Genomic DNA, 21,644 nt, shown 5'->3' with positions numbered 1-21,644 from the left:
TTTCCCCCGCGGCGCCGAATTGCATATTCTAGGCAAAAGCCTCACATAACAGCAGCACAGCCCGCATTTGGTCGACTACTACGTAAACCAGCTCCGGTTTTGCGCGTCCATAATGTAAGGCAGCGCCTAATTTCACCTTGGGTGGGGGATCGGAGCGTACATGGCGAGTCGTTTGGCCGGTGGGCGCGCCCAGCGGGACGATGACACCCTCGCCCGGGACGGCGGCGGTGCCGCCGCGCGGGGGCTGCAGCGCGCCCTGGGACTCACCCTGGCCTCCGCGCTCGTCTGGGGTGTGGCCCACCTGCGGGCCGGCCGCCGTGTCGTCGGCTCGATCCTGCTGGGGGCCTTCGGCCTGCTGATCATCGCGGGCGCGGTGACGGCGGCCGTCTTCCGGCCCGACCTGATCCGGCTGGCGGTGCAGCCCACCTGGCTGTCGGCGTTCGCCGTCGGCATCCTCGCGCTGGGCCTGGTGTGGGTGACGGTCGTGATCCGCTCGTACCAGATCGTCCGGCCCGACGGGCTGTCCACCGGCGCCCAGACCGCCGGGGCCGTGACGGTCGCGCTGCTCTGCTTCGCGGTGGCCGTGCCCGTCACGTGGGCCGCGCACAGCACCTACGTCTACAAGGACGCGCTGACGAGCATCTTCCGCACCGGCGACAGCAACGGCCGCCCGGTCAACACCGCCGACCCGTGGAACGGGCAGTCCCGCGTCAACGTCCTGCTGCTGGGCGGCGACGCCGCCCCCAACCGCGTGGGCGTGCGCACCGACAGCATGACCCTCGCCAGCGTCGACACCAAGACCGGCGACACCGTCCTGCTCGGCCTCCCCCGCAACCTCGAGAGCTTCCAGCTGCCGCCGGGGCCCGCCCGCGACCGTTTCCCGTACGGCTTCACCGGCGACGGCGCCGGCACCCCCGGCCTCCTCAACGAGGTGTACCAGTACGCCGAGGAGCACCCCGACCTGGTCCCCGGCGTGACCAAGAACAACCGCGGCCCGGAGCTTCTCAAGGCCACGATCGCCGGGATCCTCCACCAGCGCGTCGACTACTACATCCTGGTCGACATGCGCGGGTTCGCCGACATCGTCGACGCCATCGGCGGCGTCAAGATGACGATTCCCGAAGACATCCTCTACAGCCGCGAGAACCGCGTGCTGAAGGCCGGCACCCGGACGCTGTCGGGCAAGGAGGCCCTCTGGTACGGCCGTTCCCGCACCAACAGCGACGACTACACCCGGATGGGCCGCCAGAAGTGCATCATGCGGGCGATCGCCAAGCAGGCCGACCCGCAGACCGTGCTGACGAAGTTCGACAGGCTGGCCGCCGCCACCAAGCGGGCGATCTCCACCGACATCCCGCAGGAGCTCCTGCCGGCCTTCGTGTCGCTGTCCAGCAAGGTCAAGAGCGGGGCCCAGATCAACAGCCTGCAGTTCGTGCCGCCGCTCATCAGCACCGGCAACCCCGACTTCGGGCTCATCCGCAAGCTGTCGGCCCAGGCCGTCGAGAGCAGCGGGACCAAGCCGAGCGGCACGCCCACGGCCCCGACGAGCCCGACGACCAGCGGCTCCCCCAGCGCCACGCCGGGCAAGTCCGGCGACCCTTCACCTGGATCCACCAAGGGCCCGCAGTCCAAGCCCGTCTCGCTGGATGCCACCTGCCCCTCCTGAACAACACCTCTGGGGACCTCTGGGTGACGGGTGCGGCGCTGGCTCCGCGGGAAGAACTCCCATGTGAAGCCGGCACACCGCCTTCGCCAGGTCGTGAACATCATCAACCTGTCGACGCCGCTGGGGCTCCTCCTCATCGTGGCCGGGACGCGGCGGCCGGCCGTCCACCGCGGGCCGGACGGGCTGCTGGTCGCCGGTCGCTACCGGCTGCCGTTGCCCGACGCGCATGCCTTCACATGCGGGAACGTGATCCTCGTCCGGAGCGAGGCGGCTGATCTCCTGGACCGTCCTCGGCTGCTGCTGCACGAGGGACGGCACGCCACCCAGTACGCGTTCTGCTTCGGCCCGTTCATGATCGTCGCCTATCTGGCCTGTGCGGGCGTCTCCCTGGCCCTGTGCGGTGATCACTCCTCGTACAACCCGTTCGAACGGCTGGCAGGGCTGGCCGACGGCGGGTACGAGCGGCGGCCGCTGCGCGCGTTCCGGCGGCGCCCCTGACTCCTCGGTCAGCTCGGTCTCACCGCCGTTCCGCAAACTTCTGGCGGTTTCCCGGCGTCCCAACTCTTGACGCCGAAGACTCAGGGGGATCGGAAATGCTGCGGACGATCGAAGAGACCGACACCGAACTGGCGGCCCTCGAAGATCTCGGCCAATCCCTGGCCCGCCACGGCCATCTCACGATGATGGTGACCGCCGGGACCGGGCCACGGCTGGAGGTCCTCCACCGCACCGAGCCAGGGCGGTCGGGCACGATCGTCTGCCAACGCGACGCAGACGGCACGGCCTGGTTCTGGTGGACCTGGGCCGACCGCATCGCGCCCGCGCGTGACCTCGACCGCGCGGCCGCCCTGATCGACCAGAGCCTCCAGCGGGCGTCCAGCGTCGCCTGAAGACGACCGCGCCGCCCCATCTCCCCTCACAGCTGCCCCCTGGCGCCTCACAGCCACCTGACGCCGTCGTGAGCACTTGCCCCTTGCCCTGCGCCACAGAGTCGCTGGCGCCGCTCTACGGCCATCTGGCGCCCGTTACGGTCGGCTGGCGCCGCCTGGCGGCAGCGGGGGGTCTCGTTCGCCCGGCGGGTCCGTCGCGTCCGGGTTGTCTTCCCAAGTCCCCGGAGGGGGGATCATGGGAGGGACGACTTCTCCGAGGCGAAGGGCGGGCGCGGGTGCCTCAGATCCAGGGCTGCGATGCCTTCCGGGCGGCGTTGCCGCGCGGGCAGCGGCCGGAGAGCATTCTCGTGCGGCTCACCGCCGACGACGGCGCGGTGGGCTGGGGGGAGGCGGTGCTGTCCGGCGCCGGGACGCCGGATTCGATCTGGGCCGACATCGCCGAGCGCATGGGCCCGGCGCTGATCGGCCTGGAGTGGGAACGCCCCGAGGACGTCTCGGCGGCCGCCGAGCTGGGTGACCGCCCGGCCGCGGCGGCGATCGACGTCGCCTGCTGGGACCTGTGGTGCCGGGCCAAGGGCATGCCGCTGGCCCATGCGCTGGGCGGCACCCGCACCTCGATCGTGACGGGAGCCCGGATCAGCCCGGAGCCCGTTCTGGAGACCGTGGTCTCCCGCGTCAACCGTGCCGTCGGCGCCGGTCACACCCGCGTCACCGTGAGCGTGCGGCCCGGCTGGGACATCGAGCCGGTACGGCTCATCCGCGAGGCCTACCCGGCGCTGGCCTTGATCGTCGACGCCGGGAACGCCTACCGCGAGTCCGCCGAGCACATGGCGGTGCTGGAGGGGCTCGACGCCTATGGCGTGCTGGCGATCGAACGGCCCTTCCCCGCCGGCGACCTGGTGTCGCACGCGCGGCTGCAACGTCTGATCGAGACCGCGGTCGCGCCCGACATCGGCGACATCGACACTCTCGACGCCGCGATCTCGCTGGAGGCGGGGCGCGCGCTCAATCTGCGGCTCGGCCGCCTCGGCGGGCTGACGGCGGCTCGTGGCGCCCACGACCGCGCGTACGCGGCGGGCTGGGAGGTCTGGTGCACCGGCTCCGGCCCCTTCGGCATCGGCCAGGCCGCTGCGGTGGCGCTCGCCGCGCTGCCCGGCTGCGATCTGCCGAGCGATGTGTCCGATCCGGCGGGCGGGCCCGCGTTCGTCACCCCGCCGGTCCGCTCGTCCGGCGGCGTGGTGGGGGTGCCGCTGACGCAGCCGGGGCTCGGCCACCAGATCGACGAGGAACGCATCGCCCGGCTGGCGAGCCGCAAGGTGCGCCTCCACGCATGAGCGGCACGGCGCCGTCTGGACCGGTGGAGCCCGGCACGGTATGGGTCGTCGCCGGGCCGCCGGGCTCGGGCAAGTCGACCGTCTGCCGGCTGCTGCTGGCGCGGCTGCGCCCGGTGCCCGCCCTGCTCGACAAGGACACCCTCTACGGCTCGTTCGTCGCCGCGACCCTGTCGGCGTACGGACGTGACCTGGGCGAACGTGAGGGTCCGTGGTACGACGAGCACGTCAAGCGGCACGAGTACGAGGGGCTGGCCGCCACGGCCCGTGAGATCCGGTCCCACGGCTGCCCGGTCATGCTCAGCGGCCCGTTCACCGGCCAGATCCACTCCCCCGGCCGGTGGCGGGAGTGGACCGCGGCGCTGGGCGGCGATCCGGTCCGGCTGGTCTGGATCCACACCGACGCCGCGACGCTCCGGCACCGGCTCACCGAACGCGGCCTCCCGCGCGACAGCGGCAAGCTCGCCGCGTTCGACACGTTCATCGAACGCATGCGCCCTGGCCAGGCACCACCGGTGCCCCACATCGCGATCGACAACCGCCTGACAGCGGCCACTCCCCTGGAGGCCCAGGTCTCGGGCCTCTAAGGCGTTTGCGACGGCGGCTCGGGTGGCGGCGAATACGGCTGCTGCGCGTAAGGCGCCTGGCGGAAAGGGTCGCTTTCCGGCTGCGCATAGGGCGCCTGGTGGGCAGGCTCGCTTCCGGGCTGCACGTAGGGCGTCTGGTAGGAGAAGTCGTTTGCTGCCCACTCGGGCTGGCCGTAGGACGGCTGCGGCGGAGGCAGAGCGGGCTGCTCGCCCGGGGCCGGGACTGCGGCTTGCTGCGGCTCGGGAGACCCGCCTGCCCGCCGGTCCTGGTAGGCGCCCTTGATGCGGCCGCCCAGGCGCTTGCCCGCGTCCTGCACCTGCTGTACGCGTTCGCTTGCCGCGGCCTCACGCACTTTGTCGGCCGACTGCTGCCCGGCGCGGCGCCCCAGCTCCTGGACCCTCCGGGCCCGGTCGGATTCCATCGCCTGCTGAACCCGCTCGGCTTGGACGACCCGAGTCGCGTTCTCGCGAGCGATCTGACCCGCGTTCTGAGCGCCGTCCCAGGCACGTACGGCACCCTGCCGCGCCGCCGCCACGGCCCTCTCGTAGCTGTGCGCGCGCTCGACCACCGTGCCGGCCGCCAGGTCGGCGAACGTACGCCGCCGCGAGCCGATGAGGGCGGGCGCGCTGTTGGCCAGGAAGGCCGCCACCGCGATGAGCCACAACAGGACCGCGAAGAGGTACAGCCCTTCGAGGAGCAGCACCCAGGACAGCGCATAGAGACCGGTGCCCGATGCGGTGGTCACCAGGGCGCGCTTGACGGAACGCGCCTTGCCGGGCTTGGCGTCGTCGCCGGCATGGCGGACGCGAAGGTCCATCGCGGCCTTGCCGATCGTGCGTCCGCCCAGCGCGAGCCCCAGTGTCTGGTGAAGCAGCTCGGCAAGGACGAGAAGCAGGAGAGCCTGCTCGATGTTGCTGACGAACGTGTCCCACACGCCCGCGCCGAACTCGGTCGCGGCCTTCTCGACGTTCCCACCCGAGAACAGGAGTGCGCCGGTGGCCGACAACGCCTTGGACGGCAGGTCCTGGGCCACGTACGCGTGCAGCCGCCCCCAGGTCATGCCCCCGAGCAGCACGGCCACGACGATGAGCAGGCCGGTGTCGATCGACCATGCCAGGAGCCGTCTGCCGCGCGGCGCGGCGGCGGCGCGGGCGTCCGCCGTGGCGGGCGGGGGTGATCCGTCGGGGATGGGGAGCGGTGGGTCGGGCACGGGGAACGACGGTGGCGGAGGGCCGTGCACAGGGATGCCCCTTAGTCACGTTGACGCGATCAGGACGGTGAAAACCCCCCGAATCTTAGGGACTCCCGGCAACTCCTGTCAGCCGGCCGCAACCTACAACCCCGTTAGTAAGACTTGGGCAGGCCCAGGGAGTGCTGGGCGACGAAGTTGAGGATCATCTCGCGGCTCACGGGGGCGATGCGCATGAGGCGGACGGCACCGGCCAGCATGCCCACGCCGTACTCGGTGGTGAGGCCGTTGCCGCCGTGGGTCTGGATCGCCTGGTCGACGACGCGGACGGCGGCCTCACCGGCGGCGTACTTGGCCATGTTGGCGGCCTCGCCCGCGCCCATGTCGTCGCCCTCGTCGTACAGCCAGGCCGCTTTCTGGCCCATGAGCCGCGCCAGTTCCAGCTCTATCTTGGCCTGCGCGAGCGGGTGCGCGATGCCCTGGTGGGCGCCGATCGGCGTCTTGAAGACCTGCCGGTCCTTGGCGTACGCGATCGACTTGTCCAGCGCGTAGCGGCCGATGCCGGCGGCCATGGCGGTGGCCATGATGCGCTCGGGGTTGAGCCCGGCGAACAGCTGCAGCAGCCCGCCGTCCTCGTCGCCGACGAGCGCGTCGTACGGCAGCCGCACGTCGTCGAGGTGGCAGATGAACTGCTTCTCCGGCGACACGATCTCCATCTCGATGGGCGTGGAGGTGAAGCCGGGCGCGTCGGTCGGCACGATGAACAGCGACGGGCGCAGCGAGCCCTTCTGGTCCTGGCTGCGGCCGACGAACAGCACCGCGTCCGCCTCGTCCACCCCGGAGATGAACGTCTTCTGCCCGTTCAATGTCCAACCGTCGCCGTCGCGGCGCGCGGTGGTCGTGATCCGGTGCGAGTTGGAGCCCGCGTCGGGCTCGGTGATGGCGAACGCCATCTTGACCGAGCCGTCGGCGAACCGCGGCAGCCAGTGCTTCTTCTGCTCCTCGGTGCCGGACCGGGCGATGATCGTGGCGCAGATGGCCGGCGAGACGACCATCAGCAGCAGCGGGCAGCCGGCCGCGGCCAGCTCCTCGCACACCGCCGCGAGGTCGCCGATGCCGCCGCCCCCGCCGCCGTACTCCTCGGGCACGTTGACGCCCAGATAGCCGAGCCGGCCCGCTTCGGTCCACAGCTCGTCGGTCTTGCCGCCGTTCTTGGCCTTCGCCACGTAGTAGGACGGGCCGTACTTGGCGCCGAGCCCGGCTACGGCGGCACGCAGCGCCTGACGTTCCTCGGTCTCGATGAAGCTCACGCGGGGTTCCCTTCGGATTCGGTGATGACGGCGAGGACCGCTCCGGCCTCGACCTGCTGTCCCGCGCTGACGTTCAGTTCGGCGACGATGCCGCCTGCCGGGGCGGCGATGCGGTGCTCCATCTTCATGGCCTCCAGCACGAGCAGCGTCTGCCCGTCCGCCACGGCGGCGCCCTGCTCGGTCGCGATCCGGACGACCGTGCCGGGCATCGGAGCCAGCAGCGAGCCGGGCGCGACCAGGTCGCTCGGGTCCGCGAAACGAGGCAGCGCGCGCAGCGTCACGGGCCCGAAGCCGGAGTCGACGAACACTCTGCCGTCTCCGGCGGTACGGATCGCGAAGGCGCGGCGGACGCCGTCGACGTCCAGCGTGACCTCGGCGGGCGTCGCGGCGGTCAGGTGAACGCCGTCGTGCCCCTCGGCGACGAGGCCGTCGCGGGTGAGCCGGTAGGACACCTCGATCGTGCCGTCCGGTCCCTCGTACGACTTGTGCTGAAACTGCGAGGGCAGATTGCGCCAGCCGGACGGGAGTCCGCCCTGTACGCGGGCGGCCGCTCGGTTGACGGCGGCGTCGGCGAGGGCGGCGGCCAGCGCGGACAGCCGTACGGCCCGTTCACCGGCCAGCGGAGCGGCGAGCACGCCCAGGCCGATCTCGTCGAGATAGCCGGTGTGGGTCTCGCCTTGGAGGAACGCGGGCTCGGCCATGATCCGGGCGAGCAGATCGCGGTTGGTGGTCACGCCGTGGACGCGCGCGCCGGTGAGCGCCGCGCGCAGCCGCCGTGCGGCGGCCGTACGGGTCGGGCCCCAGGCGATCACCTTGGCGAGCATCGGGTCGTAGTGGATCCCGACCTCGCTGCCGCTCTCGACGCCGCTGTCCAGCCGCAGGCCGTAGGACTCCGGGACGGTGAACGCGGCGTCGACGCCCGGCACCTCGAACGTGTGGAGCGTCCCGCTACCCGGCCTCCATTCGGCTGCGGGATCCTCCGCGTACAGGCGCACCTCGATCGCGTGGCCGCTCGGCGCCGGTGGCTCGGCGGGCAGCTGCGCACCTTCGGCGATCTCCAGTTGCAGCCGGACCAGGTCGAGGCCGTAGACGCATTCGGTGACGGGGTGCTCCACCTGGAGGCGGGTGTTGACCTCAAGGAAGAAGAAGCGGCCGTCGCGGGCGAGCATGAACTCCACGGTGCCCGCGCCCTCGTACCCGATGGCCTTGGCCGCGTTCACGGCGGCCGCGCACAGCTCGGCGCGCAGGTCAGGGCTCACCGCCGGAGACGGCGCCTCTTCGATGATCTTCTGGTGGCGGCGCTGGACGGAGCACTCGCGTTCGCCCAGCGCCCACACCGTGCCGTGCCGGTCGGCGAGGATCTGGACCTCGATGTGCCGCGCGTTCTCCAGCAGCGGTTCGCAGAAGACGGCCGGGTCACCGAACGCGGACTGGGCCTCTCGCCGCGCGGCCGCCACGGCCTCCGGCAGCTCCGCGAGCGTCCGTACGGCGCGCATCCCGCGCCCGCCGCCGCCCGACGAGGCCTTCACCAGGATCGGCAGGTCGGTCCCGGTCACGGCGTCCGGGTCGAGCTCGGGCAGCACCGGCACGCCGGCGGACGCCATCAGCTTCTTGGCCTCGATCTTCGAGCCCATCGCCTCGATGGCGGCGGGCGGCGGCCCGACCCAGGTCAGCCCGGCCTCGATCACCGAACGCGCGAACCCGGCGTTCTCGGAGAGGAAGCCGTAGCCGGGGTGGACCGCGTCGGCGCCCGCGGTCCTCGCGGCGTCGATGATGAGATCGCCGCGCAGGTAGGTGTCAGCGGGCGCGACACCGGCGAGCCGGACGGCGGCATCGGCATCGGCGGCGTGCGGTGCGTGCTCGTCGGCGTCGGAGAACACCGCGACCGTGCCGGCGCCGAGGTCGCGGCAGGTGCGGAAGACGCGCCGGGCGATCTCGCCGCGGTTCGCCACCAGCAGTTTGTCGATCATGGTCATGGGCTGCTCGCTCACATCCGGAAGACGCCGAAGCCCGCGGCTCCGGAGACGGGCGCGTTGTGGATCACCGACAGGCACAGGCCGAGGACGGTACGGGTGTCACGCGGGTCGATCACGCCGTCGTCGTACAGCCGGCCGGACAGGAAGAACGGCAGCGACTCGGCCTCGATCTGCGACTCGACCATCTCGCGCATCGCCCTGTTCCCCTCCTCGTCGTACACCTGCCCGCGGGCTTCGGCGGCGGCACGGGCGACGATCGACAACACCCCGGCGAGCTGCTGCGGACCCATGACCGCGGACTTGGCGCTCGGCCAGGTGAACAGGAACCTCGGGTCGTACGCGCGGCCGCACATGCCGTAGTTGCCCGCGCCGTACGAGGCGCCCATGACCAGCGAGAGATGCGGCACCGTGCTGTTGGCGACCGCGTTGATCATGAGTGCGCCGTGCTTGATGATCCCGGCCTGCTCGTACTCCTTGCCGACCATGTAGCCGGTCGTGTTGTGCAGGAAGATCAGCGGCGTGGCGCTCTGGTTGGCGAGCTGGATGAACTGCGCGGCCTTCTGCGCCTCCGCGCTGAACAGCACGCCCTGCGCGTTCGCGAGAATCCCGACCGGGTAGCCGTGCAGGCGGGCCCACCCCGTCACCAGGCTCGTGCCGTACAGCGGCTTGAACTCGTCGAACTCCGAGCCGTCCACGATCCGGGCGATGACCTCGCGCGGGTCGAACGGGGTCTTGAGGTCTTCGGGCACGATGCCCGCGAGCTCCTCCGCGTCGTACCGCGGCTCCTCCACCGGGCCCGGCTCGGGGCCGAGCTTGCGGTGGTTGAGCCGCTTGACGATCTGCCGGCCGAGCCGCAGCGCGTCCGCCTCGTCCACGGCCATGTAGTCGGCCAGGCCAGAGGTGCGCGCGTGCATCTCGGCGCCGCCGAGCTCCTCGTCGTCGGCCTCCTCGCCGGTGGCCATCTTCACCAGCGGAGGGCCACCCAGGAAGACCTTCGCCCGCTCCTTGACCATGACGACGTGGTCGCACATGCCCGGGATGTAGGCGCCGCCCGCCGTGGAGTTGCCGAACACCAGCGCGATCGTCGGGATGCCCGCGGCCGAGAGCCTCGTCAGGTCCCGGAACATCCGCCCGCCCGGGATGAAGATCTCCTTCTGGGTGGGCAGATCGGCGCCGCCCGACTCCACCAGATTGATCACCGGGAGCCGGTTCTCCAGGGCGATGTCGGAGGCCCGGAAGCTCTTCTTGACCGTCCACGGGTTGCTGGACCCACCCCGCACGGTCGGGTCGTTCGCCACGATCATGCACTCGACGCCCTCGACGATCCCGATGCCGGTGACCACGCTGGCGCCGACCGGGAAGTCGCTCCCCCACGCCGCCAGCGGGCTGAGCTCCAGGAACGGCGAGTCGGGATCGAGCAGCAGCTCGATCCGCTCGCGTGCCAGCAGCTTGCCGCGCTTGCGGTGCCGGGTGACGTACTTCTCGCCGCCGCCCGCCAGCGCCTTGGCGTGCTCGGCCTCCAGGTCCGCGAGCTTGGCCAGCATGGCCTCGCGCCGCTCCCGGTACTCCGGGCTCCGCGGGTCGAGCGTGCTCTTGAGGGTCAAAGGATTGCCTCCGTGGTCAGGATCGCCTCCGGAACGTCCACGAGACGGGCTCGCAGCCACTCCCCGAGCGCCTTGCCCTGCGGGTCGAATCGGGTCGATGCGGATACGCCCTCCTGGAGCAGCCCTTCGACGACGAAGTTGACCGCCCTGAGGTTGGGCAGGACGTGCCGGGTGACGGAGTGCGCGGAGGTCACCGGCAGCAGCTCGTGCAGCCGCTCGACGGTAAGGAAGGTCTCCAACCAGCGCCACTGCGCGTCCGTCCGGGCCCACACGCCGATGTTGGCGTCACCGCCTTTGTCCCCGCTGCGCGCCCCGGCGACCCGTCCCAACGACGTCCGAAGGGCGGGAATGGACGGGAGGTTATCCACAGTTCGCTGCGGGCCTTCCTCACGGCCGCCCGCGCGTTCGACAATGTCATTGGGGTCGCCCCCCTGGGCGGGTGGGGGCTGTTTTTCATCGACTTCCGAGGTCGCGGCCGGCGGTGCGACCATCGATGCCGGGCGGACGGGGATCTGAGTGCCGTCGGGGAGGACGGCGATGTGCTCGATCTCCTCGTTCGGGACGAAGGCGGGTTTGTAGACGCCGTACGGGCTGCCCTTGCCCGGTGGGGAGGTCATCGTGAAGCCGGGGTATCCGGCCAGGGCCAGCTCCACGACGGCACTGCTGAAGGGGCGGCCGACCTTGTCCGGGTCGGGGTCCAAAACGGCGCAGCGCAGGAGGGCCGTGGCCTCCCCCTGGGTGGCGGGGTCGGGCCGGGCGGTGCCGATCAGCGTCCATTCCACCTGCGCGGGACGGTCGTCGCCGAAGGCGGCCTCCAGCTGAGCCTTGGCGAGCTCGGCCTTAGCCTCGATGTCCAGGCCGGTGAGCACGAACGTCATCTCGTTGCGGTTGCCGCCGAGGTGGTTGAGGCAGACCTTGGTGGTGGCGGGCGGAGGGGAGCCCTTGGTCCCGCTCAGGCGGACGCGGTCCGGCCCGTCCTGGTTCAGCTCGATCGTGTCGAAGCGGGTCGTCACGTCGGGCCCGAGATAGGCGGGGCCACCGATCTCGTACAGCAGCTGGGCCATGACCGTCTCGGTCGTCACCGCGCCGCCGGTGCCTTCGTGCTTGGTGATGACGCTGGAACCGTCGGCGTGGATCTCGGCGAGCGGAAAGCCCAGTGGCTTTACGTTGTAGATTTCTTGGAAGAACGCGTAGTTGCCGCCGGTCGCCTGCGCGCCGCATTCCAGCACGTGCCCGGCCGCCGTGGCTCCGGCCAGGGCGTCCCAGTCGTCGCGCGCCCAGCCGTGATGGGCCGCCGCCGGGCCGACGACGAGCGAGGCGTCGGTGACGCGGCCGGTGACGACGACGTCGGCCCCGGCCTTGAGGCACTCGGCGATGCCCCAGGCCCCGAGATAGGCGTTCGCGGTCAGCGGCCGCCCGTAGCGGGTGTCGGCGAATCCCAGCTCCTCGGCGCGCGGCAGCAGGTCGTCTCCCTCGACGTGGGCGATCTCCACGTCGATGCCGAGGCGTTCGGCGAGCTCGCGCAGCCGGGCGGCCAGGCCGCGCGGGTTGAGGCCTCCCGCGTTCGTGACGATCTTCGTGCCGCGGTCGGCGGCCAGGCCGAGCGCGTCCTCCATCTGCCGGAGGAACGTGGTGGCGTAACCGCCGCCGGGATCCTTGAGCTTGCTCCGGCCGAGGATCAGCATGGTCAGCTCGGCGAGATAATCGCCGGTCACGACGTCGAGCCGGCCGCCTTCCAGCATCTCCCGCACCGCGGAGAAGCGGTCGCCGTAGAAGCCCGAGGCGTTGCCGATCCGCAACGGTTGGCTCATGCCCCGAACACTGCCAGTCCCGCCCAAAAAAATCAATCGCGCTTGATTGTTTTCTGGGCCGATCATTTGGTTGACTGAACGGGATGACCACGCAGGCAATCCCCCGCGAGCCCCAGCAGGATCGCAGCCGGGCCACCCGGCAGCGGCTCCTCGAGGCGGCCATCGACTGCCTGGCGTCGGTGGGCTGGACCGGCACGACCGTGGCCGTGGTGGCCAAACGCGCCGGCGTCTCGCGAGGCGCCGCCCAGCACCACTTCCGCACCCGCGAGGAGCTGGTCACCGCCGCCGTAGAGTACGGCTCGGACGTCCGCGTCGACCGGGTCCGCGAACGGCTCTACAGCCTCGCCGACGAGCGGCCCTCCACGCTGGAGGTCCTGACGCTCCTCGGCGAGATGTACACCAGCCCGCTCTTCCGGGCCGCGTTGCAGCTGTGGGTGGCGGCCAGCTCCGACGAGCAGCTGCGCGCCCAGGTCGTCCCGATGGAGGCCCGCTTCGGCCGCGAGGCCCACCGCCTGACCGTGGAGGCGCTAGGCGTGGACGAGAGCGTCCCCGGCGTCCGGGAGACCGTCCAGGCCACCCTCGACCTCGTCCGCGGGCTCGGCCTCGCCGACCTGCTGACCGACGACTCCGCCCGCCGCGAGCGGCTCCTGCGGCAGTGGGCCACGACCCTCGACATGGCCTTGGGCCGCTGACGCACCTGGCCACTACGGCGCGCTGTTGCGGCGCTGGACTTCAGGCGGGGTGGTCAGTCGGGGCTGTGGTAGCGGTTCCAGTCTTTCGGCTTCGGGCGGGCGTACACCTGGGCGCGTACCTCCTCCCTGCGGGCCTCCATGCGGGCTCTCAGATCACGGTCGGCGTCAGCGCTCACGCGGTCCAGCCATCGTCGCCATTTGCGTCGCAGCCCGCTCCTGCCTCGTCGCCCCATGGTCCTAATGTCGCTTCACTCAGGGGTGATTGCCAAGAGGGCCGGAGCCGTTCAGGCGTGGGACGCAAAGCGGGGCGTGTGTTTGGGCCCGGAGCCCAAGCGGCCTTCCCCGCCCGCGATTTCACTGCTGGCATGGGTGAAATCTGGGATGTCGCCGTCGTCGGCTGCGGGCCGGTGGGGCTGATGACGGCGGTGTCGCTCGCCATGCGCGGGCACCGGGTCGTGATCGTTGAACGTCAGGCGGCGGCGTACGGGCTGCCGCGGGCCGTCACGTTCGATGACGAGGTGGCGCGGCTGCTGGCGGCGGCGGGCCTGGGCGACCGGCTCGGCGACATCAGCGAACCGGCGGACGAGTACGAATGGCAGAACGCGTCGGGTCAGGTGCTGCTTCGCTTCGAATGGGATACGCCGGGCCCTTCCGGCTGGCCGCGGACCAGCATGTTCAGCCAGCCCGCGCTGGAGGCCCTGCTCGCCGAACGAGCCCGCGAGCTGGACGTGACCGTACGGCGCGGCGTGCGCGTGACGGGGGTCGCGCAGACGCCCGAACGGGCGACGCTGACGCTGGACACCGGCGAGGCCGTCCACGCCCGATACGTCGCCGGTTGTGATGGGGCGGGCAGTACGGTTCGTTCGTTCATGGACACCGCGGTCACCGATCTCGGCTTCTTCTATGACTGGCTGGTCGTCGATCTCGTCACCGAACGCCGTTGGAAGCCGGTCAACCTGCAGATCTGCGATCCGGCGCGGCCCACCACCGTGGTGTCGGGCGGGCCAGGGCGGCGCCGGTTCGAGTTCATGTGCCTGCCGGATGAACGCAAGGAGGATCTCAACCGGCCGGAGGTCGCGTGGGCGTTGCTCGCCCCGTTCGGCCTCACCCCTGCGGACGCCGCGCTGGAACGTCACGCCGTCTACACGTTCCAGGCCGCCTGGGTCGATCGCTGGCGCGACGGGCGCGTCCTGATCGCCGGGGACGCCGCGCATCGTATGCCCCCGTTCGCCGGGCAGGGGTTGTGCGCGGGCATCCGCGACGCCGCCAACCTGGCCTGGAAGCTCGACCTGGTGATCAACGGGCACGCCGGTCCCGCGCTGCTCGACACCTACGGCGCTGAACGCGGCGGGCACGTGCGGGCGGTCATCGAGACGTCCATCGAGCTCGGGAAGATCATCTGTGTGCCGGACGCGGCGGCCGCGGCCGTACGGGACAAGGAGCTGAACGCCGACGGCGGCGGCATGGTGATCACCGACCTGCCGGGGTTTCCGCTGGCGAGCGGGCTCATCCGGGCCGATGGTCTGGGCGGGCGGCTGTGCCCGCAGGGGCGGGTCGCCTGGAACGGGAGGGTCGGGCTCTTCGACGAGGTGGTGGGAACGGGCCGCTTCGCCGCGCTCGCCGTGGACGATCCGCAGGCCGCCCTCAAGGACGATGAGCTGGCCTTTTGTGCCAGACTCGGAGTACGGGCGATACGGCTCGACGACACCTTCGACGTGGACGGCACCTATCGGGCGTTCCTGGCGGGGGCGGGCTGCACGGCGATGGTGGTCCGGCCGGACTTCCAGGTGTTCGGCGCGGCGGGCCCGGGCGCTCTCGGCGGACTCGGCGGACTGGTCCGCGACCTGCGCGCCGCGCTCGGCGGAGGAGGATCACCGGGGTGAACGAGACGGGCGGATGGCTGCTGCGGCTGCGGGCCACCGAGCCCCAGGGCCCGCCGATCGCCTCCCCGGTGACCGTCGCGATCGCCCGCGACAACCTCGGGGACGGGCCGATCGGCTGGGCGGGGCAGACCGCCCGCATGATGGCCGAGGAGATCGTCCGGCAGATCCCCGAGTACGGCGGCGGACCGGCGCCGTACGAGACGTTCCGGCGCTCGGTGGAGGCGGCCGTGCTGGCGGCGCTGGTCGGGCTCCGTCTCGACGCGATACCCGACGGGAGCACGGTCCCCGAGGAGACCGTGCAGGGCAACGCCGACCTGGTCCGCCGCGGTGTGCCGCTCGACCGGGTGCTGCGCGGCGTGCGGCTCGGCCACGCGCTCCTGCACCGGGCCCTGCTCGACGCGGTCGACGCCGAGCCCGAGCCGGTGCGCCTGGCCGAGCACCACCGGCTCAGCGACCTGCTGTTCGCCTACGCCGACGTGCACGCCAGCCGGATGGCCGAGGAGTACATCGCCGAACGCGACCGGTGGCGGTCGAGCACCGAGGCGGCGCGGCGGCGGGTGGTCGAGGACGTCGTGGCGGCCCGGAGCGTGACGGCCGAGGCCGCGAGCCGGACGCTCGGATACGACCTCACCCGGCATCACCTGGCGTTCGTGGTCAACGCCGACGCGCTGGAGACACCGGCCGAAGAGCTGCACCGGCTGGCGGTCGACGCGGCGAGGGCGGCGGGCGGGGACGGTGTGCTCACCATCCCCGCCGGGACCGCGCAGCTGTGGGCGTGGACCGGCTGGCCGGCCCGGCCCGAGCCGGGGGCCGCCGAACGGGCGCTGCGCGAACGGCTCGCCGTACCGGACGGGCTGCGCATCGCCGCTGGTCCGGTCGCGCACGGCGTCGAGGGCTTCCGGCGCAGCCATCTGGGGGCGCTGGAGGCCAAGCGGGTGATGCCGGGTGGCGGTGGGCCGGCGTGTTTCGCCGATCTGCGGGTGGGCGCGCTGCTCACGGCGGACACCGAGCAGGCCCGGTGGTTCGCGCAGGAGACGCTCGGCGGCCTGTACGGGGCGGACGAACGGGCCGCGGAGCTGCGCGAGACCTTGCGCGTCTACCTGGCGTGCGGACGCAGCCCGCAGGTCGCCGCCGGGCTGCTGCATGTCGCCCGCAACACCGTGACCTACCGGGTCAAGCGCGCCGAGGAGCTCCTCGGCGCGCCGCTGCCGGGTGACCTGCTGGAGCTCCGGATGGCGCTGGAGATCGTCCGCACCCTGCCCTGATCCGGCTGAGCCCAAGCCGCGTCCGGTCTTTGGGCTGCGGGCCCAAGCGGTGTCCGCGCTGGCATCGTTGAATCGGCCTTGTAGCTCCAGTAGCCGAGGACGAAGGGCCGGATCCATGCGTGTTGCCAACCTCTCCGGGCGGGCGGTGCTGCTCGCCGACGACGGCGGCGGAGCGATCGACATCGCCGAGGCCGGCGGCGGGCGGTTCCCCGCCGACCCGCAGGCGTTGTACGAGGTGTGGGACGAGCTGCGCGACTGGGCTCCCGGCGCGCCGTCCGCCGCGGCCGTCCCGTACGACCAGGCACGCCTGCGCGCTCCCGCCCCGGCACCCCGGCAGATCTTCGCCATCGGGGTGAACTACCGCGACCACGCCGAGGAGTCCGGGATCGACGTCGGCGACCGGCCTGACCGGCCGCCGGTGTTCACCAAGTTCGTGACCTGCCTGACCGGCCAGGACGCGCGCGTCGCGCTCCCGAAGGACGGCCTGACCGACTGGGAGACCGAACTGGTCGTGGTCATCGGCCGCCGCGCCGCCGGGGTGGCCGCCGAGGACGCCTGGGATCACGTCGCGGGCGTCACCGTCGGCCAGGACCTGTCGGAGCGGCTGACCCAGCTCGCCCCGCCCCAGCCGCAGCAGTACTCGCTCGGCAAGTCCTATCCCGGGTTCGGGCCGATGGGACCCTGGCTGGTGACGCCGGACGAGTTCGGCGACCCCGATGACCTGGAGATCGGCTGCGACCTGAACGGCGAGCGCATGCAGCACGCCCGCACCAAGGACATGATCTTCAGCGTCCCGCAGCTGCTGGAGGTGTTGTCGGCGGTCGCCCCGCTGCTGCCCGGCGACGCGATCTTCACCGGGACACCGGCCGGGATCGGCGGCACCCGCACTCCCCCGCGTTTCCTGGCCCCCGGCGACCGCCTGGAGAGCTTCGTCGAGGGTGTCGGCACGCTCCGCACCTCGTTCGTGGAGGCCTGACATGCCACTGCACCGGCTGACGACCATCACCATCGGCGTCCCGAACGTCGCCGAGACCGCCGCGTACTACACCGACTTCGGCCTCACCCCCGCCGGACCGGGCATCTTCGCCACAGTGGACGGCGGCGAGCAACTGCGCGTCGTCCACTCCCCCACACGCCGGCTGGTCGAGCTGGGCATCGGGGTGGACGACCCGGACGACCTGGACCGGATCGGTTCCGCGCTCGCCCGGCTCGGCCTCGCCCTTGACGCCGGCGGCACCGTCACCGACCCCGGCACGGCGGTGCGGGTGCGGGTAGAGGTCGCCGGCCGGATCGTCCGGCCGGAGGAGCCGCCGCCGGTCTACAACGGTCCCGGGCGCGTGTCGCGGCCGAACGGCCGGGCGCCCGGCGTCCTGCGCGACGAGCCCGTGCGGCCCCGCAAGCTCGGGCACGTCGTCGTGGGGTCGACCGACCACGAGGCGAGCCTGCGCTTGTTCACCGAGGGCCTCGGCCTGAAGGTCAGCGACGAGGTACCAGGCATCGCGGCGTTCATGCGCTGCTCGACCGACCACCACAACGTGCTCGTGCAGCCCGCGCCCGTCCCGTTCCTGCACCACACCTCCTGGGAGGTAGAGGACGTCGACGAGATCGGCCGTGGCGCGCACCGCATGCTCGAAGGGCATCCCGAGCGGCATGTCTGGGGGCTCGGCCGGCACCACATCGGCTCCAACTTCTTCTGGTACCTGAAGGACCCGGCGGGCAACTTCTCCGAGTACTACAGCGACCTGGACTGCATCGTCGACGAGGCCCTCTGGAAACCGGAGGCCTTCACCGACATGCGCGCCCTCTACGACTGGGGCCCGCCCGTGCCGCCCTCGTTCATCGAACCCGAGGACCTGGCGGCCCTCATGGCGGGAACGCACAGCTCATGACCCCCGAACACACCAATCACCACCCGCAGCCTCACCCCACTCAGCCTCACCACACCCAGGGCGACCGGCCCCTCGTCTTCGGTCCCGAGGACCTGCCACTGGTCGAGCGGGTCCCGCTCGCCGACCGCGACCTTCCGCCGAGCACGTACGAGCTGCTCTCGCGTGCGGCCGACGCGCACTGCGGCGCAACCGCCCTTCACCTGCTCGGGGAGAACGGCCGGCGCTGGTCCGAGCCGGACACGTGGACGTACGGCGACCTGCTGCGCCACGTTCACCAGGCCGCCAACGCCCTCCTGGCGTCCGGGCTGCGGCCGGGCGAGCCCGTCGGCCTGCTGCTGCCCAACTCGGGCTGGGCGTACGCGGCCCTGCTCGGCGCCCAGGCGATCGGCATCGCCAACCCCGTGAACCCGCTGCTCGCCGAGGACCACATCACCGACATCCTCGCGCTCACCGGCGCGCGCGTCGTCATCACGGTCCCGCAGCTGGCCGGCAAGGCCCGGCGCGTCGCCGAACGGCTCCCCGCCGTCCGCGCCGTCCTCGACATCGGCGACCTCGCGCGGCTCGCGGGAGATCAACCGGGTGACCGGCTGCTGACTGGGCACCGGCCGCGGCCGGACGACTTCGCCGCCTACTTCCACACGGGCGGGACGACCGGAACGCCCAAGGTGGCCCCGCACACGCACGCCATGGAGGTCTACATGGCGTGGGCGCTCGGCTGCACGGGCGCGTTCCTCGGCGACTCCGTGGCGCTCGCGGGCCTGCCGCTCTTCCACGTGAACGCGGTGCACGTCACCGGCCTCGGACCGTTCATGCACGGCAGGCCTGTGGTCAGCCTCGGCCCGCTCGGCTACCGTGACCGCGCGCTCATGGCGGACTTCTGGCGGATCGTCGAGCACTTCCGCGTCACCTCGTTCTCCGCGGTGCCGACGGTGTACGCGGCGCTGCCGCTCGTGCCGGACGGCGTCGACATCTCCAGCCTGCGGGCCGGGGCGGTGGGCGCGGCGCCCCTGCCGCAGCGGGTGCGTTCGGGCTTCGAGTCGGACGCGAAGGTGCCGATGCTGGAGGGATACGGGCTGACCGAGGCGACGTGCGCGAGCGCCGCCACCCCGGCGTTCGCGCCGCGGGCGGGCTCGGTCGGCCTCCGGCTGCCCTACCAGCAGATCAAGGCGGTGCGGGTGGACGCCGACGAGCGTCCCACCGGCGACTGCGCTCCCGGCGAGACGGGCGTGCTCGCCATCAGCGGACCCGCGGTCTTCCCCGGGTATCTCGGGCCCGGCGGCCCCGACCGCGGCGGCAAGGTCGTCGACGGCTGGCTGCTGACCGGCGACCTCGGGAGGGTGGACGCCGACGGCTACGTCTACCTGACCGGACGCGCCAAGGACCTCATCATCCGCGGCGGGCACAACATCGACCCCCGGCCCGTCGAGGAGTCGCTGCTGGCGCACCCCCTCGTCACCGGCGCCGCCGTCGTCGGGCGGCCCGACGACCACGCCGGTGAGGTGCCCGTCGCGTATGTGACGGCGTCGGCGCGGATCGGCGCGGACGAACTGCTGGCCTGGGCCCGCGAGCGCGCACCCGAACCCGCCGCGGCACCCAAGGCCGTCCACATCGTGGACGAGCTGCCGACGACGTCCATCGGCAAGATCTTCAAGCCCGCGCTCGTCGCGGACGCCGTTCGCCGGATGACCGAGGAGGGCCCATGACCGGTGGCCGTATCGACGTTCACCAGCACCTGGTGCCCGCCGCCGACGCCGACCGGCTGCGGCGTCACGGGATCACCGCGCCCGGCGTCCGCGACCTACCGGGATGGAGCCCGGCCATGGCCTTTGGAGCTCATGGCCGGCAGGCATCGCGACCGTGATCCTGTCGCTGAGCACGCCGGGCGTGCACCTCGGCGACGACCGGGAGGCGGCCGCGGCGGCACGGGAGGTCAACGAGTTCGGCGCCGAGCTGGTCAAGGACCACCCGCACCGGTTCGGGCTGTTCGCGACGCTCACGCTGCCCGACGTGGACGGCGCCGTCGCGGCGGCGGCGCACGCGCTGGACGAGCTGTCGGCCGACGGGGTGGTGCTGCTGGCCAACAGCCGCGGCGTCTATCTGGGCGATCCGGCGTTCGACCCGCTCATGGCCGAACTCGACGGGCGCGGTGCGGTGGTGTTCGTGCACCCCGCCGAGCTGCCCGGGCCTCCGGCGGTCGGCATCCGGCCGTTCGCCGCCGACTTCCTCCTGGACACCACCCGCGCGGCGTACAACCTCGTGCGCCATGACGTGCCGCGCCGGTTCCCGCGCATGCGTTTCGTCCTGTCCCACGCGGGCGGCTTCGTGCCGTACGCGGCGCGCCGGCTGGCGGTCAGCCTGTTCGCCGAGACGGGCCGCGATCCGGGCACGGTCCTGGACGACCTGGCCGGTTTCTACTTCGACACGGCCCTGTCGTCGAGCCCGACCGCGCCCTCACCGCGGCCCTCGACCAGATCCTCGACCGCGAAAGGCCGACGTCGACCACCTGATCGGCCACAGCAGGACAAACCGTCCGACTCCCGTCCTACCTTGGGTGCCATGTCACCCATCACCACCGGCACGCCATCGGGACGGCCCTATGTGGTGGTCCACGTGGCCGTGTCCCTCGACGGCTCTACGACAGGCTTCCAGCCGAACATCGGTCTCTTCTACGAACTGGCGGCACGCTGGGACGAGGACGTCACGCTCACAGGAGCCGACACCATCCTCGCCCAGGAGGAGGCGCTCGCGAACGCCCCTCGCCCCGGTCCCGCCGAGGACGGCCCTCTGCTGATCGTCGTCGACGGCCAGGGCCGAGTGCGGGGATGGGACGCCCTCCGCGAAGCCGGCCACTGGTCCGACGTACTCGCCCTGCACGCCGAGAAGACCCCGCCGCGGCCGCCGGGCCGTGCAGTCCGCGAGCTCGTCATCGGCCGCGAACGCGTCGACCTCAACGCCGCATTGACGTCGATCAACGATCTGGGAGGCGTCAACGTCGTCCGAGTGGACAGCGGAGGCGCCCTTACCGGCGCCTTGCTACAGGGCTCGCTCATCGACGAGGTCAGTCTTCTCGTGCATCCGCTGCTGGCCGGGTCCGAGGAACGCAAGCCCTGGTACGGAACGCAGTCGCTCACCACGAAGCGTTTGGAGCGCATCGCCAGCCAGACTTTCGACGACGGGATCGTCTGGCTTCGTTATCGTCTCCGGAAATGAGAAAGGCCCCGCCGTGAGGCGGGGCCTTTCTTAATATGTGTCCGGCGGTGTCCTACTCTCCCACACAGTCTCCCGTGCAGTACCATCGGCGCTGAAGGGCTTAACTTCCGGGTTCGGGATGGGACCGGGTGTTTCCCCTTCGCCATAACCACCGAACGACCAACGCACAACCCCAAACAGGGGCCGGCAAACTCGTCGTCCGAGCCAAGGCTCAGAAATATAGAGTTGTGTTGTCGCGGTTCCCGTTTGTTTTCTGGGAACCACACAGGGACGCGAACATCGTGCAGCGATTGGTTTGAACGTTGTGTGTGTTCAAGCCACTCGGCCTATTAGTACCAGT

The 21,644-nt window shown here is 71.6% G+C and carries 19 protein-coding genes and 1 rRNA gene; 13 read left to right on the top strand and 7 right to left on the bottom strand.

The annotated features are described in order from the left end of the window. Nucleotides 1-160 precede the first annotated feature (160 nt). The 5 genes from F8566_RS00095 (at nt 161) to F8566_RS00075 (ending at nt 4,474) form a co-directional block, all read left to right on the top strand. Nucleotides 161-1,666, top strand: coding sequence for an LCP family glycopolymer transferase (locus F8566_RS00095; protein ID WP_151556724.1), 1,506 nt, complete (start codon nt 161-163; stop codon nt 1,664-1,666). 63 nt (nt 1,667-1,729) lie between these two features. After that, nucleotides 1,730-2,164 carry a hypothetical protein gene (locus F8566_RS00090; RefSeq protein ID WP_151556722.1) on the top strand — a complete coding sequence of 145 codons (435 nt, stop codon included), beginning with the start codon at nt 1,730-1,732 and terminating at the stop codon, nt 2,162-2,164. Between the two features lie 95 nt (nt 2,165-2,259). Continuing rightward, on the top strand, nt 2,260-2,556 hold the full coding sequence (locus F8566_RS00085; protein ID WP_151556720.1) for a hypothetical protein: 297 nt from the start codon (nt 2,260-2,262) through the stop codon (nt 2,554-2,556). 275 nt (nt 2,557-2,831) lie between these two features. Further along, a complete protein-coding gene (locus F8566_RS00080) occupies nt 2,832-3,890 on the top strand; it encodes an enolase C-terminal domain-like protein (protein ID WP_151556718.1) in 1,059 nt (352 codons plus the stop codon). Beyond that, the gene (locus F8566_RS00075) at nt 3,887-4,474 is read left to right on the top strand and encodes an AAA family ATPase (protein WP_151556716.1); all 588 of its coding nucleotides are present in this window, start codon (nt 3,887-3,889) and stop codon (nt 4,472-4,474) included. Before F8566_RS00080 ends, F8566_RS00075 begins: the two co-directional genes overlap by 4 nt. Here F8566_RS00075 and F8566_RS00070 read toward each other — a convergent pair. From F8566_RS00070 to F8566_RS00050, 5 genes are all read right to left on the bottom strand, one after another. Further along, nucleotides 4,471-5,685 carry an RDD family protein gene (locus F8566_RS00070; protein WP_151556714.1) on the bottom strand — a complete coding sequence of 405 codons (1,215 nt, stop codon included), beginning with the start codon at nt 5,683-5,685 and terminating at the stop codon, nt 4,471-4,473. The genes F8566_RS00075 and F8566_RS00070 overlap by 4 nt on opposite strands. A gap of 134 nt (nt 5,686-5,819) precedes the next feature. Continuing rightward, complete coding sequence (locus F8566_RS00065) at nt 5,820-6,974, bottom strand: acyl-CoA dehydrogenase family protein (RefSeq protein WP_151556712.1); 1,155 nt, start codon at nt 6,972-6,974, stop codon at nt 5,820-5,822. Next, the gene (locus tag F8566_RS00060; RefSeq protein ID WP_151557828.1) at nt 6,971-8,944 is read right to left on the bottom strand and encodes an acetyl/propionyl/methylcrotonyl-CoA carboxylase subunit alpha; all 1,974 of its coding nucleotides are present in this window, start codon (nt 8,942-8,944) and stop codon (nt 6,971-6,973) included. Before F8566_RS00060 ends, F8566_RS00065 begins: the two co-directional genes overlap by 4 nt. Nucleotides 8,945-8,961: 17 nt before the next feature. Next, complete coding sequence (locus F8566_RS00055) at nt 8,962-10,554, bottom strand: acyl-CoA carboxylase subunit beta (RefSeq protein WP_151556710.1); 1,593 nt, start codon at nt 10,552-10,554, stop codon at nt 8,962-8,964. Then, entirely contained in the window at nt 10,551-12,365 is a 1,815-nt protein-coding gene (locus F8566_RS00050) for an acyclic terpene utilization AtuA family protein (protein WP_151556708.1), read from the bottom strand. The genes F8566_RS00055 and F8566_RS00050 overlap by 4 nt, the downstream gene beginning before the upstream one ends. Nucleotides 12,366-12,448: 83 nt before the next feature. On the opposite strand from F8566_RS00050, the gene F8566_RS00045 reads away from it, so the two are divergent. Beyond that, nucleotides 12,449-13,057 (top strand): TetR/AcrR family transcriptional regulator, encoded by a 609-nt coding sequence (locus F8566_RS00045; RefSeq protein ID WP_151556706.1) that lies wholly within the window; start codon nt 12,449-12,451, stop codon nt 13,055-13,057. A 53-nt stretch (nt 13,058-13,110) separates the two neighbouring features. Here F8566_RS00045 and F8566_RS52120 read toward each other — a convergent pair whose 3' ends face one another. Then, nucleotides 13,111-13,233, bottom strand: a complete 123-nt coding sequence (locus tag F8566_RS52120) for a hypothetical protein (RefSeq protein WP_264159272.1) — start codon at nt 13,231-13,233, stop codon at nt 13,111-13,113. 189 nt (nt 13,234-13,422) lie between these two features. On the opposite strand from F8566_RS52120, the gene mhpA reads away from it, so the two are divergent. From mhpA to F8566_RS50735, 7 genes are all read left to right on the top strand, one after another. Further along, complete coding sequence (mhpA, locus tag F8566_RS00040) at nt 13,423-14,940, top strand: bifunctional 3-(3-hydroxy-phenyl)propionate/3-hydroxycinnamic acid hydroxylase MhpA (RefSeq protein ID WP_151556704.1); 1,518 nt, start codon at nt 13,423-13,425, stop codon at nt 14,938-14,940. Further along, on the top strand, nt 14,937-16,205 hold the full coding sequence (locus F8566_RS00035; protein WP_151556702.1) for a PucR family transcriptional regulator: 1,269 nt from the start codon (nt 14,937-14,939) through the stop codon (nt 16,203-16,205). Before mhpA ends, F8566_RS00035 begins: the two co-directional genes overlap by 4 nt. A 115-nt stretch (nt 16,206-16,320) precedes the next feature. After that, nucleotides 16,321-17,181 carry a fumarylacetoacetate hydrolase family protein gene (locus tag F8566_RS00030; RefSeq protein ID WP_151556700.1) on the top strand — a complete coding sequence of 287 codons (861 nt, stop codon included), beginning with the start codon at nt 16,321-16,323 and terminating at the stop codon, nt 17,179-17,181. 1 nt (nt 17,182) lies between these two features. Next, a complete protein-coding gene (locus tag F8566_RS00025) occupies nt 17,183-18,094 on the top strand; it encodes a VOC family protein (protein WP_151556698.1) in 912 nt (303 codons plus the stop codon). After that, nucleotides 18,091-19,797, top strand: coding sequence for an AMP-binding protein (locus F8566_RS00020; RefSeq protein WP_151556696.1), 1,707 nt, complete (start codon nt 18,091-18,093; stop codon nt 19,795-19,797). The genes F8566_RS00025 and F8566_RS00020 overlap by 4 nt, the downstream gene beginning before the upstream one ends. Further along, complete coding sequence (locus F8566_RS49565) at nt 19,794-19,955, top strand: hypothetical protein (RefSeq protein ID WP_192809429.1); 162 nt, start codon at nt 19,794-19,796, stop codon at nt 19,953-19,955. Before F8566_RS00020 ends, F8566_RS49565 begins: the two co-directional genes overlap by 4 nt. Continuing rightward, nucleotides 19,952-21,304 (top strand): amidohydrolase family protein, encoded by a 1,353-nt coding sequence (locus tag F8566_RS50735; RefSeq protein WP_225992709.1) that lies wholly within the window; start codon nt 19,952-19,954, stop codon nt 21,302-21,304. Before F8566_RS49565 ends, F8566_RS50735 begins: the two co-directional genes overlap by 4 nt. Before the next feature lie 39 nt (nt 21,305-21,343). Here F8566_RS50735 and rrf read toward each other — a convergent pair. Then, nucleotides 21,344-21,460: ribosomal RNA gene (rrf, locus tag F8566_RS00005) — 5S ribosomal RNA — on the bottom strand. Nucleotides 21,461-21,644: the final 184 nt, after the last annotated feature.

Origin of the sequence: Actinomadura rudentiformis (genome assembly GCF_008923185.1) — a bacterium.
Taxonomy (GTDB): Bacteria; Actinomycetota; Actinomycetes; order Streptosporangiales; family Streptosporangiaceae; genus Spirillospora; species Spirillospora rudentiformis.
This window is presented reverse-complemented; position numbering and strand designations above follow the sequence as displayed.

What these genes read in the sequence shown, in the direction of transcription:
- F8566_RS00095 (WP_151556724.1), top strand. Translation starts at nt 161, where the DNA reads ATGGCGAGTCGTTTGGCCGGTGGGCGCGCCCAGCGGGACGATGACACC.
- F8566_RS00085 (WP_151556720.1), top strand. Translation starts at nt 2,260, where the DNA reads ATGCTGCGGACGATCGAAGAGACCGACACCGAACTGGCGGCCCTCGAA.
- F8566_RS00075 (WP_151556716.1), top strand. Translation starts at nt 3,887, where the DNA reads ATGAGCGGCACGGCGCCGTCTGGACCGGTGGAGCCCGGCACGGTATGG.
- F8566_RS00060 (WP_151557828.1), bottom strand. Translation starts at nt 8,944, where the DNA reads ATGATCGACAAACTGCTGGTGGCGAACCGCGGCGAGATCGCCCGGCGC.
- F8566_RS00050 (WP_151556708.1), bottom strand. Translation starts at nt 12,365, where the DNA reads ATGAGCCAACCGTTGCGGATCGGCAACGCCTCGGGCTTCTACGGCGAC.
- F8566_RS00045 (WP_151556706.1), top strand. Translation starts at nt 12,449, where the DNA reads ATGACCACGCAGGCAATCCCCCGCGAGCCCCAGCAGGATCGCAGCCGG.
- mhpA (WP_151556704.1), top strand. Translation starts at nt 13,423, where the DNA reads ATGGGTGAAATCTGGGATGTCGCCGTCGTCGGCTGCGGGCCGGTGGGG.
- F8566_RS00030 (WP_151556700.1), top strand. Translation starts at nt 16,321, where the DNA reads ATGCGTGTTGCCAACCTCTCCGGGCGGGCGGTGCTGCTCGCCGACGAC.
- F8566_RS00025 (WP_151556698.1), top strand. Translation starts at nt 17,183, where the DNA reads ATGCCACTGCACCGGCTGACGACCATCACCATCGGCGTCCCGAACGTC.
- F8566_RS00020 (WP_151556696.1), top strand. Translation starts at nt 18,091, where the DNA reads ATGACCCCCGAACACACCAATCACCACCCGCAGCCTCACCCCACTCAG.
- F8566_RS49565 (WP_192809429.1), top strand. Translation starts at nt 19,794, where the DNA reads ATGACCGGTGGCCGTATCGACGTTCACCAGCACCTGGTGCCCGCCGCC.